The organism is Pseudanabaena sp. SR411 (assembly GCF_002251945.1).
GTDB lineage: Bacteria > Cyanobacteriota > Cyanobacteriia > Pseudanabaenales > Pseudanabaenaceae > Pseudanabaena.
On the sequence record NZ_NDHW01000181.1, the window covers coordinates 21874 to 36476 of the forward strand.

Genomic DNA, 14603 nt, shown 5'->3' on the forward strand with positions numbered 1-14603 from the left:
TTGAGCTATGATTAATCGACTTGTCAATCATCTTCGATCAAATATTCGCCAACACTTGCCAAAACCAATCCAATACTGGTTGTCAGCACAAATGTCTAATTGGGCGATCGGGATTTATGTTGGTTCTAATCCCTTAGATCTCAAGCCTGCACTATCGATTAAACAACCAGTAATTTCGAGAGAAGATATTAGCGATCGCCATGCTTCTCTGGTTGCCGATCCATTCATGATTAAAAATAAGGAAACATGGTATATGTTTTTTGAAGTTATGAATCAGGAGTTCAATCTTGGTGAAATTGGCTTAGCAACTAGTAATAATGGATTAGAATGGCAATATCAACAAATCGTCCTTACTGAATCTTTTCATCTATCTTACCCTTATGTTTTCCAATGGAAAGCAGATTACTATATGATTCCTGAGACAGGAGAGGCTCAATCCATTCGACTTTATAAAGCTACTCAATTTCCCTTGCAATGGAACTTTATCGGGAATATCTTAGAAGGCTTAGAATTTTTAGATGCTTCTATTGTTTTTTATAACAATTTGTGGTGGCTTTTTACCGAAACTAGCCCTAAAGATCAGAATGATACTCTAAGGCTATATTATGCTTCTAATCTCCAAGGTAAATGGCAGGAGCATCCACTTAGTCCGATTATCCAACATAATCCTCATATTGCTAGACCCGCAGGTCGCATTTTAAATTTAGGCGATCGCCTGATTCGTTATACGCAAGACTGTTTTCCCACCTATGGGACGCAAGTGAGAGCCTTTGAAATTACTGATATCTCTCCAGAAACTTATACTGAAAAACAAGTTGGTACTGAACCTCTCTTAACCGCTAGTGGTAAAGGATGGAATAAATCAGGAATGCATCATATAGATGGACATCAACTTAATGATGGTTCTTGGATTGCTTGTGTGGATGGAAGATGGGATTATCGCTAGGTTTGTTAGTCTCCTAATTCAGAGAACCCCTAAAAAAGGCAAAGAAAGGCAAATCTGAAAACTATTGCAGTTTTCAAGAAGGTAAGGACAGAATTAAATAATACCAAATCGCAAAAGAGAGGTAATAGATAGAGCTTTTTATTAAATATCTATAGCAGTTAGTAAATCGCACCATGAGTCTCAAAAACGGGAAAATCCCCAAAATGCACTATTTATAAGGCTTTCTCTAATAAATGCTAATTCTCAAAAAACACCTGCTGAATGTAGAGTGTATGCTCAGGAGATATTCTTCGTCTAGGTCGCTATGGCGATCGCTTGTGCTTGTTCGTCGTTGGGTAGTTTGCTAAAGGTGCTATATAGCAATCCTAAATGAGTTATGAGAAAAAACCATAGGTAAAAAGCTTGGGAAAATTAAAGATTTGTCGATGAGTAATAAACTCATTATTGAATATGTGGATTTCACCGAATGAGGGAGCGAAATTCTGGTTGTCCGTACTCACTGAAATTCATAACCGTGGAGCCAAAGACATTTTGATTGCTTGCGTTGATGGTTTGACTGGTTTTCCCAATGCATAACTGTACCTGTGTTTCCCAAAACACAGGTACAGTTATGCATTGTTCATATGGTGCGTAACTCGGTCGCCTTTGTGCCTTGGCAACAACGCAAGCAAGTTTGTGCGGATCTCAAGGCAATTTATGCTGCTGCGACGGAATCAGAAGCGGAGTTTAACCTTGAGTTGTTTGCTGAAAAATGGGACAAACAATATCCCTCGATCTCCAAGTCTTGGCGCAGTCACTGGGGGCACATTATCCCCTTCTTTGCTTTCCCGTCCGAGATTCGTAGGGCGATTTATACCACTAATGCGATTGAGTCGATGAATAGCTGTTTGCGGAAAGTGATTAAATCTCAACAGATTTTCCCCTCTGATGAGGCTGCTTTGAAGCTGGTTTATTTGGCGATGCAGAATATTTCTAAGAAATGGATGAGGCGCGATTAAGGATTGGAAACCTGCACTTAATCGATTTGCCATCCTCTTTGATGATCGTCTCCACCTCTAGTTCCTAGACTTTACACACTTTGCTTGACAATCTCCTATGGCGATCGGACTTTTTCATCGTCCCGTTTCTATGCTGGAATTATTATCCTCAAGGAGATTTTGTTGCCTCACTAATTAACTCACCAGTGCCTTTATCTTATCCGTCAATTTACATTTGACTGTCTACTAGTAATGCTTATAAGTATCATTTAGACTTGCTACATAGTCTTTTGATCTATTAGCAACTATGCCAAACACAACAATGGGAGAGTTACTTAAAAGTTCTAAAGCTTGATTTAAGCTTGAAACTTTAGTTTTATCTAATCCAACTACCATGATAATTCCGTCTGTTTTTGATGCGAGTAATTTGGCATCGACCATACCTATAAGTGGGGGAGTATCATAAATCACTAAATCAAATGTCTCTTGAAATAATTGCATTAAGTCCTGCATTTTTTGTGAAGAAATTAGTCGTGTTGGATCGGGTGGCAAGTGACCAGAGGTGAGTATCGATAAGTTGGGTTCAATTGGAGATCTCTGAACTACTTCATCAAAACTAAGATTGGAAGAAATTAAATTGCTAAGTCCTACAGCATTACTAAAATGCAATCGCTCATGCAGTTTTGGACGACGCAAATCAGCATCTACAAGTAGTACTCGTTTGCCTAAAGCCGCTGCGGCTTGGGCTAAATAAACTGAAGTTGTAGATTTCCCTTCACTCGGCAAGGAAGAACTGATAACAATAGATCGAATTTTGTCATCAGGGCTAAGCAGGCGAATATTCGTATAAAGCGATCTAAAAGATTCTAAAAATATCGATGTCATATAGTAAGGCTGTGTAGCATTAGCTTCTCCTTCCAATCTTTTGTGGGAGCGCTGTACCAAAGATTTTATATTTATTATTTCAATTAGTTTCTCTATAGTAGTGTTATTTTCATTGTCTATCAAAGATTTCTCTAATGGAATCAAGTCCGAAATACCATCTTGTTTTTTATCAGATATTAAAGCCGAATTAAAGGGAATGACTCCCAAAATTGGCAGCTTTGATGTGTCTTTTACTTCATTTGGGGTACGCAACAAATTACTTAACTTATCACGTAATAAAGCTATACCGATCCCTAACAATAATCCCAGTATTACGCCCAGCAAGGCATTTCTTTTAATATCAGAAGAGGATGCGACAGGATCTTTCAATGGAGTGAGGATCTGCCAAGGTGTTTTACGTTGTCCAGCATCGATGCGTAAAGCTTCTCGTTTTGTTAGAAACTGATTCAAGTTATCATTAGTTATTTTAATCTCTTGCTGAATATCATTATATTGCCGAGATACGATGGATAGCTGTTTCACCTGCTGATTCAACTGTTCCTCCGCTTGCGATAAAATTTCACTACGGGATTCTAATTCTCGAATTTGACTTGCAAGCAGTTCTTTAGTTCTTTCTCCCTCTTGGCTCAACAATGCGAGTAAGTTTGTTTGCTGATCTCGCAACACCTTAATTTTGTCAGTACTTTCCTGAAACACACTCAAATCTTTGGCGATTTGGATTTCCAAAACTTGAATTTGAGATAAAAGTGATTGATATCGAGCATTATCTTGGAGTGCTGCGGAACCCTTTGAGTTACTACTCGGGTTGGCTAACTGGCTATCTAAATCAAAAGCGAGAGCATATGCTTCGTCTAATTTAACCTGATTTTCTAGTCGCTGCTGACTAATAGTACTAATTTGTTCAGCTAACTGCTTTCTGGTTGATTCTGGATCGATCAGATTATATTGTTGCCGAAAGCTTTGTAGTTTATCTTGAAGTTTACTAGCACTTTCCTCTATTTTTGGTAATTGGGAATCTACAAAGTCGAGTCCCTGTTGTACCTCAGCTAAACGTTCTTCCAAACTGTAGTCAAGATAAGCATTGGACACCAAATCTAGAACAGCTTTAACTTTTGTGGAGTCTTTATCCTCATAGCTGACATTAAGAATCTCTGCCTCTGTAATTACTTTAAGAACTAAGCCATCGGATAGACTTTCATAATTTACATCAGGGTACTTTAATTTTAATTGATCGACAATTGGGTTGATAATTCTAGGACTTTTCAAAAGCTTTAGCGTTGTAGAATCGACCGAACTTTTACTATTATCATCTCTATTGTTCAGCGTTACCTGAGAAATTACTCGCGTTTCCTCGGTAATTACTTTGGCTAATATCTCAAAACTAGCTTGATAAGTTGGTTTACTAGTTATAGCTTTGAGAAGTGCCAAAGAAGTAACTATAAAAGTTACTCCAACAATTACAGGTAATTGTCGGTGGAGTGACTGCAATGCTTGACCTAATTTTAATCCTCCTTCATCATCAGGAGATGTAAACTTGACCAAATTCACAGGCTCAAAGCGCTTAATGTCACTGTTTTTTGGAGGAAGTTGAGGATACTGTTCACTTTGCATGTTTATTCTCTTGCGTATGAGGACTAGAAGATTGTGCTTAATCCTAAAACACAGGCGATCACAATATATTAGATTTTCAGACCAATAGGCGTTTCGTGGAGATTAAACATCATAAAAATGGCTCAATGATTTTCATGACAGATGTTTATGATGTTTGACACCCGAGTTTAAAAACACTGTATATCAAAATATTTCATCACTTTAAGCTACTGCAAATGCTTAATATATTTAGTTTTGTTTGATTCATGTTAACAAAATTTGTAAGTTTGGCACTGGACAGCTAATTAGTGATAGAGCGATGAAGCTGTTGATTGGCAAGGCTTTACAAGTAAATTGTGACTAAAGCCTGAAATCGTTGCCAGATAGGGATTACAGCTTAATATCACTAATTAGTGAGCCAGCGCCGTAAGTTTAAGGCATGTATATAAGTATCCTACGTACTCCTGTTGGTTCAATAGATCTTTCCTAAAATATTTCTGATAATATTGTCTTTGGGATGACAATATTTGCGACGGGCATTTGTAAGCAGTTTAAGTATTTGCAAATAGGTATCTCTAAAAACAGCTCTATATCTCAACAATTTTGCATTATATAGAGATCCCTATTTGTTCAAAAGTCCTTAAGATTCATTTTGGGCAGAGTAGTAAATTCGATGGAGCCAGATCTGCTTTAGAGCCAGCCATATAAAAATCGGAATAGTGGTAGTATAGCGATACCATAGCCTACTAGGTTCTTGTGTTAGACGGAATAGCCATTCAAGCCCAGCGTTTCGCATAAACTTTGGAGCTTGCTTCAATACACCAGCGTAAATAGGAAACACTGCGCCTACTCCAATCATGACAGCCTGAATCTTCTCCCGATATTGAGCCATCCACAATTCTTGCTTTGGACAACCTAGGGCAACAAAGACAATTCCCGCTCCACTATCGTTGATGGTTTTGATAATGCTAATGTCTGGATTTAGACTAAGTGGCGCAAATGGTGGAGAATACATTCCAGCAATATTCAGCTTAGGGAATTCATTTTTTAAGCGCTGACAAATTTTTTCTAGTACCTCTGGACTCGATCCCAAGAGAAAAACACTTATTTGGGCAGTAGAGGCTTGTTCGCATGCTGTATGAAAAATATCCATACCAGCAACTCTTTCCGCTTGTTTGACTCCCATCAGTTTCATCATCCAAACCAAGGGCATTCCATCTGGGGTAACTAGATCTGCGTTTCTAAGCAGGTCAGCAAAGTGAGAATTTTGCCAAGCCTCAATTAACATATGAACATTAGCGACACAAACCATCTTACTTTGGTAATTTCTTGCCCAAGTTACTATCTGACTAACTTGCTCGTCAAAAGATGAAAAGTATACGGGAACTCCAATTAAGTCCTTTGTTGGCATACCATTTTTATCCATATGTATAAATCCCAAAGTAAAAAAACTGGTTATCAAACGGAAGTGATTGCTAGGCAAAAAGAGAACCCGTGCAAGATTTGGGAAGATATTGATAAATCAAAGATTTTTAATTGTGTTTTTAGCTATTAGAAATAACTAGCCACTACTACTACTAATTTCAATACTTCACGATTAGCGCTTCTAAGTTAATTAACTACCCTGCAGCAAGCGGACGAGGTATAAAAAATGTTTTGCTTGCACACATTGTTAAGCATTGCAATTTTTATCTTTCGCCACAGGACATGAGGGATTTACCCTAAGAGATATAAGATTCTAGAGATTTACATTTTTTAAAAATGTTTGATTCAATGTTTGATTTGTCTTATATAATTTACCATAACTATACATGAGAATAATAATAATTCAAAAAAATAAGACAGTTTTGTAAATTTTCTACAACTTTCAAAGCATTAATAAAAATATGCTATTTGGAGTCTGTTTAAAAGGTGGCACACAAGCTTTGGATAGTACTTAATTCTAGGGTCTTAGCTATTTTGGCTCGCAGTCTTGCTGCGTAATTATCCTTAAGACAGCTTTCCCAATCCAATATTTTGGATACTTTTAGAAGCTTGTATCGTTTGTCCTGTATAGAACATCATTCCACTTGTTATTTAAACTAGTTGTGAGCATTTTAGCTCACAGCTAGTTAAATAATGCAATTCTTAGAAAGACTGCCCTGTAATGCTTATAACCTCATTTACAAATTATCCAAAGTATTGAAACAGCCTCTTAAACTTAGCTTTTTTAGTATTTAGAATGTTATGTCAATAGCCATTAAAGTTTTTTCCTAAAAAGATCCAAAATGTTAAATCTTGAGTTTAGGGAAGGTATCATATGTATAACGACTGTATAGCGACTATTAAATAAGCTATGAGAGGATATTTAGATTGGTATTAGTGCAAAAGCTATTTTCACAATCCCTATCTAGCAAGAGACTTTCAAATAGTGAGCTAATCTCAATTTTTTTATGACTTCAATACAATGAGTAGAACAAGATAATGCCAGTCAATGAAGATGTCCAGTTGAGTGAAAGCGTTAAAATTTTCCATCCCCAACTCGTTAACCTTTATGGTTGTCGTATTGATGATGATACAAAAATTGGAACGTTTGTAGAAATTCAAAAAAATGTGGAGGTTGGTAAGCGCTGCAAAATATCCTCTCACACCTTTCTTTGTGAGGGTGTTGTGATTGAAGATGAGGTTTTTATTGGACATGGAGTAATGTTTACCAATGATCTTTATCCACGATCTACAAATACTGATGGGAGCTTACAAACAGAGGCTGATTGGGCTGTTGTCAAAACCTATGTGAAGCGTGGAGCCTCCATTGGTAGTAATGCCACTATTTTGGCAGGAATAACTATTGGCGAAAATGCTCTTGTCGGTGCAGGTGCAGTGGTTACCCACGATGTTTTGGAGTACTCCATCGTAGTTGGTGTGCCTGCGAGGGTTGTAGGAGATGTACGTGATCGCGATAAATCTACCTCGCAATGATTATTGGCTAGTTTTTAGCTTTTAGTCTTGTCGTTTATGTTTTTTGCACAATTTTTTGTAAATATATCTTTATATCTTTAATAAGTACATATGGGCAGCATTAATAGCATCAATATTGGTGTCATTGGCTATGGCTATTGGGGACCAAACCTAGTTAGAAATTTTTCGGAACTCTCAGGTGTTAATGTCAGGACTGTCAGTGATTTTAGCCCCGATCTTCTGGCAAAAGCCAAGGCTCGTTATCCTGCGATTCAGATCACAACAGACTGTAGTGACATTTTTAACGATCCTGAGATTGATGCAGTAGCGATCGCCACTCCTGTTTCCACACACTTTAAGCTGGCATTAGCAGCATTGCAGTCTGGGAAGCATGTGATGGTTGAAAAGCCAATGACAATGACTTCTGAGCAATCCATTGAGTTGTTAGCTGAAGCCAAGCGTCAAAACCGAATATTGATGGTGGATCATACCTTTGTCTATACAGGAGCAGTCCGTAAAATGGCGGAATTAGTTTCTAGCAAAGAACTTGGTGATATTTATTACTATGATTCAGTGCGAGTCAATCTTGGGCTGTTTCAACATGATGTCAATGTCCTTTGGGATCTTGCAGTTCATGATCTCTCGATTATGGACTATGTCTTGCCAGCCAAACCCTATGCGGTGTCAGCAACTGGAATCAGTCATGTACCTAATGGAACCGAAAATATTGCTTACTTGACCCTGTTTTTTGAAAACAACTTGATCGCGCACTTACATGTGAATTGGCTAGCTCCTGTCAAAGTTCGACGAACTTTGATCGGAGGAAGTCAAAAAATGATTGTGTTCGATGACTTAGATCCGAGTGAAAAGATTAAAGTGTATGACAAAGGCATCACTTTAAATAACAATGATTCTGAAAGTGTCTATCAAAAAATGATTGGTTATCGGACAGGTGATATGTGGTCACCAAAGCTAGATATAACAGAAGCACTGCGGACAGAAGGGCTGCATTTTTTACACTGCATTCAAACAGGAGAGCGTCCTATTAGTGATGGCGAAGCAGGGCTGCGAGTTGTCAAAATTCTTGAAGCAGCAAATCAGTCCATGAAAGAACAAGGAAAGTTAGTCAAATTAAATTTAGCGGAGGTGTCGTCGTGATTCCATTTGTCGATCTAAAAACTCAGTACCTTAGTATCAAAGATGAAATTGATACAGCCGTATTAAAAGTGTTGGATAGCACCCAATTTATTCTGGGAAGTGAAGTCGCCGCCCTAGAAGCAGAATTTGCTAATTATAGCCAAGCTAGCTTTGGGATTGCGCTGAACACAGGTACAAGTGCGCTGCATTTAGCATTACTAGCGGCTGGGATTGGTGCAGGTGATGAAGTAATTACTATACCGATGACTTTTGTGGCAACGACAGCTGCAATTTGTTACACAGGAGCCACCCCTGTTTTTGTCGATATTGATCCTGTCACTTATACAATTGATGTCACTCAAATCGAGCAAGCGATCACTGGGCGGACTAAAGCGATTCTGCCTGTCCATCTATATGGTCAATCCGCAGATATGGATCCAATTTTAGAAATTGCCCGTCGTCATAATTTGGTTGTGATCGAAGATGCGGCTCAAGCCCATGGAGCTGAGTATAAAGGCCGTCGAGTGGGAAGCATTGGAGACATTGGGTGCTTTAGTTTTTACCCCGGTAAAAACTTAGGTGCTTATGGTGAAGGCGGTATGGCTGTAACCAATAATCCTGAATATGATCAGACGATGAGGATGTTGCGCGACTGGGGACAAGAAAAGAGGTATCACCATGTTCTCAAAGGCTATAACTATCGAATGGATGGCATTCAAGGTGCGATTTTACGGGTAAAAATGCGCTATATCGAAGCATGGACAGAAGCTAGAATTGCCTGTGCTGCCAACTATAATGAACTATTGGCAGAATCTGGTTTAGGGCTTCCTTCAGCGTTACCACATAACCGTCATGTTTACCATATATATGCTGTGCGATCGCCTCAACGTGATGCTCTTCAGCAGAGTTTACAAGCCCATGATATTCAAACTGGCATTCACTATCCAATTCCTGTACATTTGCAAAAATCCTATTCAGAGTTAGGACATAAGGTGGGGGATTTCCCTCATTCAGAGGCTGTTGCTAATGAAGTACTCTCTCTACCCATGTATCCAGAGTTACCCATTGAGTCACAAACTCAGGTTGCTAAAGCCATAATTAGCTCTATTAGATAGAGGATTTCCATGTCTGATTTTGTAAAATCCAAAGTAGTCGCAGCCTTCCATGGCTTACAAGAAGATAAGCTAGATCCTGATTTTGAAGTTCAATTAGCCGAGTATCTCCGCAATCAGTACGATCTCCAATCATTAGTTGAACTGTATTCTCGGTTTGTGGCTAGTGACGGTAATTTTGACGGATTAATGCGGCGGGCTATTTGGCGAGCTGTTGCTCGTAAATTTGGTCATAGTATCCAGATTGGTAATGGAGTTGGATTTAAACATCTTGAAACCTTTGAGCTTGGGAATAAAGTTTTTATTGGATCTCAAAGCTATATTCAAGGTCGTTTTGATGGCACTTGTCGCATTGGCAACCATGTTTGGATTGGTCCTCAAAGCTATTTTGATGCTCGCGATCTAGTCATTGAAGACTATGTGGGATGGGGGCCTGGGGCAAAAGTTCTAGGCTCAGCTCACACTGGTTTGCCAATTGAGCTACCCATTGTCAAAACTGATTTGGAAATCAAGTCGGTCAGAATTAAAGCAGGAGCCGATATAGGGATGAATGCAGTTATACTTCCTGGTGTAACCATTGGTGAAGGTAGCATTATTGGTGCTGGAGCAGTGGTTACTAAGGATGTACCTGCCTATGCGATCGTTGCTGGCGTTCCTGCAAAGTTTTTACGCTGGCGTGAAGGATATCAACCATTAGAAAGTATTACAGAACATGAAAAATAGTCGAGTATTGGTTACAGGTGGCGCAGGTCTGGTTGGTTCTCATATTGCTGACCTTCTTGTTAAAGAAGAAGTTGCAGAAATTATCATTCTTGATAATTTTACACGCGGACAGATGTCAAACCTAGCTTGGGCAGAGGAAAATGGCAATGTCAAAGTTGTGGAAGGTGATATTCGCGATCTCAAACTTTTAGATGAAGTTATGCAAGATATAGATATTGTCTTTCATCAAGCTGCGATTCGGATTACCCAATGTGCTGCAGAACCTCGTCTAGCACTAGAAGTAATGGCAGATGGTACTTATAACGTATTGGAAGCAGCCGTAAAAGCTAAGGTGAAAAAAGTAGTTGCTGCATCATCTGCATCAATATATGGGATGGCAGATGAATTTCCCACCACAGAGCTGCATCACCCTTACAATAACCGTACTCTTTACGGCGCTACCAAGATTTTTAATGAAGCTTTATTACGCAGCTTTTATGACATGTATGGACTAGATTATGTGGCTCTGCGTTACTTCAATGTCTATGGTCCGAGAATGGATATTTATGGTGTCTATACCGAAGTGTTAATTCGGTGGATGGAACGCATCATTGCAGGTAAACCTCCGTTGATTTTTGGTGATGGTAAACAGACAATGGACTTTATCTATATCGGGGACATTGCGAGAGCAAATATCTTAGCCGCCAAAGCCGATGTCACTGATGAAGTGTTTAATATTGCCAGTAGTGTTGAAAGTAGCTTAAATGATTTGGCTTACGGTTTAACAAAAGTCATGGGATCTGATTTACAGCCCGAATATGGTGAGGAGCGTAAAGTTAATCCTGTTGCTCGTAGGCTCGCAGATGTGACTAAAGCCAAGCAGTTGCTCGGCTTTGAAGCGGAGGTATCACTTGAGGATGGCTTGAGCAAATTGGTAACTTGGTGGCTTGCACAAAAGAATAAGGAGGCGACTAATGTCTGAAAAGCTCCAAAATATTCCGATCGCTAAACCTTGGATGGGTGAAGCCGAAGCCGAAGCCGCGAGTCGGGCGATTATGTCTGGATGGGTCACCCAAGGACCTGAAGTTGCAGCGTTTGAGCTAGAGTTTGCCACTTACGTGGGGTCTAAACACGCTTGTGCTGTATCTAATTGCACGACAGCTTTACACCTAGCGCTGTTAGCAGTTGGGGTAAAGCCTAGGGATGAGGTAATTACAGTTAGCCATTCTTATATCGCAACTGCCAATAGCATTCGCTATTGTGGTGCATTACCAGTATTTGTGGACATTGATCCGCAAACCTACAATATCAATCCAGCATTAATTTCTGAAGCCATCAGCGATCGCACTCGTGCCATTTTAGTAGTTCACCAAATTGGGATGCCTTGCGATCTCAAAGCAATTTTAGAGATTGCTCACCAGCACAATTTGCCTGTGATTGAAGATGCTGCTTGTGCGATCGGTAGTGAAATTCTCTGGAATGGTGAGTGGGAAAAAATTGGAAAGCCTCATGGTGATATCGCTTGCTTTTCCTTCCATCCCCGCAAGATCATTTCCACTGGTGATGGCGGCATGTTGACTACCTCTAATCCTGAATGGGATCGGCAGTTTCGACTTTTGCGTCAACATGGTATGAGCGTTGCCGACACAGTACGTCACGGAGCTAAGCAAGTTATCTTTGAGTCCTATCCAATCTTGGGTTACAACTATCGGATGACTGACATTCAAGCTGCGGTCGGTCGTGAGCAGCTTAAACGTTTGCCTGCGATCGTGGAACGCCGCCGCTATTTAGCCCAACGCTATCATGAACTATTAGCAGATGTAGAGGGATTGCAATTACCAACTGAGCCAGATTGGGCGCGGAGCAACTGGCAGAGTTATGCTATAAGACTGACAGACAAGTACGATCAGGTGCAAGTAATGCAGCAGATGCTAGACCAAGGCATTGCCACAAGGCGCGGCATTATGAACACACATCGTGAACCTGCCTATCAAAAGGAAGCTTGGTCTTGTGGAGCTACACCAAAACCATGTAACTGTGGGGCAGGAAAATGCGATCGCTTGACAGAAAGCGAGAAAGCTCAAGATAGTTGTATTCTGTTACCACTTTTCCATCAAATGACCAATCAAGATCTTGATCGAATTGTTGAAGCCTTGAAAAATTCACTGATCAAACATGACTAAATCGCGGCGTAGTGATGCTGGAATCTTTGATTTTTTTTGCGTTGCTCTGGGTGTTGTGGCTAGTCAGTTCTCGACAACAGAAACGTCGAGTCATTCTCCCCGTAGCGATTATTGGCGTGATTTACCTGTTCTTAACTTCGCCGATTGGGGTTGACTTAGCAAATCATGGCTTAACGTTTGCTTTACCTCCAGATACTGGTGAAAAAGCTGATGCGATCATCATTCTAGGACGCGGTGAGTCGTTGCGTTCTCATCGAGTAGAAGTAGCTAGTAAACTATGGAAAGCGCAACGCGCACCCCAAATTTTTGTGAGCGGAATGTTGGATGCCGAAGAATCAATCTCCCAATTGCAAAATTGGGGAATTTCAAAAATCTATTTGAGTGGCGAACGTTGCTCGCAGACGACCGAAGAAAATGCTCAATTTACTACGGCGGTGCTACATCCTCAAGGGATTCAGAAGATTCTTTTATTGACAGATGCTCCCCACATGCTGCGATCTCAGATCTTATTTCAAAGTTTTGGGTTTAAAGTGATTGCCCACTCAATTCCCTTACCCACAAACTGGAGTACGAATGATCGACTTGGTACTGTAATACGGGAGTATGTTGGTTTGATAATCTATCGATGGCAAGGTCGCCTGCGCCAACGCACCCAAGACGAAATTGATCATCCAAATGTAGAAGTTACCGATCGACTCAAAGCTTGGCATTGCCATGTGAGTGGAGAAAAAAATTAGGAGGTTAAATTTATGTATGACTCGATAGTAATTGGAGGAGGTATTGTTGGACTCTCAACAGCTATGGCTTTACTAAGTTCCAACCCCAACCTTCGCATTGCAGTTCTGGAGAAAGAAAGTGCTTGGAGCAAACATCAAACAGGTCATAACAGTGGAGTTATCCATTCTGGAATTTATTACAAACCTGGAAGCTTGAAAGCTAAGCTTTGCAGCACAGGTTGTGAGTCTATGGTACAGTTTTGTCGAGAACATAACATCGCGCATGATGTTTGTGGCAAAGTGATTGTTGCCACCCAAACTAATGAATTACCAGCCTTAGAAAATATCTACCAACGAGGTTTAGCGAATGGAATTAAAGTTGCCAAATTAACGGCAGAACAAGTTAAAGAAATTGAACCTCATGTGAATTGTATTGCAGGAATTCAAGTATTTTCAACAGGAATTACTGATTATAAACAAGTCTGTCGTAAGTATGCGGAATTGATCGAGTGTTGGGGAGGTGATTTGCATCTCAATACAAAAGTCGAGAAAATTGTTGAAACGTCTGATGGACAAAGAATTGAGACTAATAATGGTGTTTTTGAAACTCGTAGCTTAATCAATTGTGCAGGATTATATAGCGATCGCATTGCCAAACTTAATCAAGTTGATCCTGAAGCAAAAATAGTTCCCTTCCGAGGTGAATACTACGAATTAAAGCCAGAAAAAAGATACTTAGTTAAACATCTAATTTACCCTGTCCCCAATCCCAATTTCCCCTTTCTAGGTGTTCATTTCACGCGCATGATCGATGGGAATATCCATGCAGGACCTAATGCAGTTCTGAGCTTAAAACGTGAAGGCTACAATAAAACAGACTTCGATCTCAAAGATTTTACGGAAGTAATGACTTACCCTGGCTTTTGGAAATTAGCATTCAAACATGCAGATGAAGGACTCCAAGAAATGATTCGCTCTTTTAGCAAAGCTGCATTTGTGCGGAGCTTGCAAAAACTTATTCCCGAAGTTCAAGCTGATGATCTAGTACCTAGTCATGCTGGCGTAAGAGCGCAGGCTCTAATGAATGATGGTAGTCTAGTTGATGATTTTTTAATTGTCAGAACAAAAAATTCTATCCATGTCTGTAATGCTCCATCTCCAGCAGCTACTTCCTCGATTGAAATCGGCAAGGTAATCGCAGACAAAAAACTTGATTTTTGTTTCTAAATACCCTCTTGTTCTAACATCTTTACTAATTACAGCCTTTTTAAGCAAAACAAGAGACGATAATTTTGATAAAAAATTTGCTTAGTAAACTTTTTATCGTTCTTCTGGGTTTACGACATAGACTGTATAATTTTATACAATACTCGAATGTTTAGTAAGGGCAAATCATTGGAGTGAAAGGCTTTTATCTA

Annotated in this window: 11 protein-coding genes and 1 pseudogene; 10 read left to right on the forward strand and 2 right to left on the reverse strand. The window is 39.7% G+C overall.

Going from position 1 to position 14603, the window contains the following annotated elements; genetic code table 11:
* Positions 1-7 precede the first annotated feature (7 nt).
* Both B9G53_RS18905 and B9G53_RS28650 read left to right on the forward strand, forming a co-directional pair.
* Positions 8-946 carry a hypothetical protein gene (locus tag B9G53_RS18905; RefSeq protein ID WP_094535025.1) on the forward strand — a complete coding sequence of 313 codons (939 nt, stop codon included), beginning with the start codon at positions 8-10 and terminating at the stop codon, positions 944-946.
* 441 nt (positions 947-1387) lie between these two features.
* Positions 1388-2005 (forward strand): annotated as a pseudogene (locus B9G53_RS28650) (IS256 family transposase); the annotation flags it as partial.
* Between the two features lie 164 nt (positions 2006-2169).
* Here B9G53_RS28650 and B9G53_RS18915 read toward each other — a convergent pair.
* Both B9G53_RS18915 and B9G53_RS18920 read right to left on the reverse strand, forming a co-directional pair.
* Entirely contained in the window at positions 2170-4419 is a 2250-nt protein-coding gene (locus B9G53_RS18915) for a polysaccharide biosynthesis tyrosine autokinase (protein ID WP_094535027.1), read from the reverse strand.
* A gap of 619 nt (positions 4420-5038) precedes the next feature.
* Positions 5039-5824: a WecB/TagA/CpsF family glycosyltransferase gene (locus tag B9G53_RS18920; RefSeq protein ID WP_094535028.1), complete on the reverse strand. Its 786-nt coding sequence runs from the start codon at positions 5822-5824 to the stop codon at positions 5039-5041.
* A 1037-nt stretch (positions 5825-6861) separates the two neighbouring features.
* On the opposite strand from B9G53_RS18920, the gene B9G53_RS18925 reads away from it, so the two are divergent.
* The 8 genes from B9G53_RS18925 to lhgO all read left to right on the forward strand — a co-directional run bounded on the left by B9G53_RS18925 (position 6862) and on the right by lhgO (position 14412).
* Positions 6862-7356 (forward strand): acyltransferase, encoded by a 495-nt coding sequence (locus B9G53_RS18925; protein WP_094535029.1) that lies wholly within the window; start codon positions 6862-6864, stop codon positions 7354-7356.
* A 90-nt stretch (positions 7357-7446) separates the two neighbouring features.
* On the forward strand, positions 7447-8493 hold the full coding sequence (locus B9G53_RS18930; protein WP_094535030.1) for a Gfo/Idh/MocA family protein: 1047 nt from the start codon (positions 7447-7449) through the stop codon (positions 8491-8493).
* Entirely contained in the window at positions 8490-9587 is a 1098-nt protein-coding gene (locus B9G53_RS18935) for a DegT/DnrJ/EryC1/StrS aminotransferase family protein (RefSeq protein ID WP_094535031.1), read from the forward strand. Before B9G53_RS18930 ends, B9G53_RS18935 begins: the two co-directional genes overlap by 4 nt.
* 9 nt (positions 9588-9596) lie before the next feature.
* On the forward strand, positions 9597-10307 hold the full coding sequence (locus B9G53_RS28855) for an acyltransferase (RefSeq protein WP_094535032.1): 711 nt from the start codon (positions 9597-9599) through the stop codon (positions 10305-10307).
* Positions 10297-11268: an NAD-dependent epimerase/dehydratase family protein gene (locus tag B9G53_RS18945; RefSeq protein WP_094535033.1), complete on the forward strand. Its 972-nt coding sequence runs from the start codon at positions 10297-10299 to the stop codon at positions 11266-11268. Before B9G53_RS28855 ends, B9G53_RS18945 begins: the two co-directional genes overlap by 11 nt.
* Positions 11261-12469, forward strand: a complete 1209-nt coding sequence (locus B9G53_RS18950; protein ID WP_094535034.1) for a DegT/DnrJ/EryC1/StrS aminotransferase family protein — start codon at positions 11261-11263, stop codon at positions 12467-12469. The genes B9G53_RS18945 and B9G53_RS18950 overlap by 8 nt, the downstream gene beginning before the upstream one ends.
* A gap of 14 nt (positions 12470-12483) precedes the next feature.
* Positions 12484-13206, forward strand: a complete 723-nt coding sequence (locus B9G53_RS18955; RefSeq protein WP_094535035.1) for a YdcF family protein — start codon at positions 12484-12486, stop codon at positions 13204-13206.
* A 12-nt stretch (positions 13207-13218) separates the two neighbouring features.
* The gene (lhgO, locus tag B9G53_RS18960) at positions 13219-14412 is read left to right on the forward strand and encodes an L-2-hydroxyglutarate oxidase (protein ID WP_094535036.1); all 1194 of its coding nucleotides are present in this window, start codon (positions 13219-13221) and stop codon (positions 14410-14412) included.
* The last annotated feature ends 191 nt before the right edge of the window (positions 14413-14603 follow it).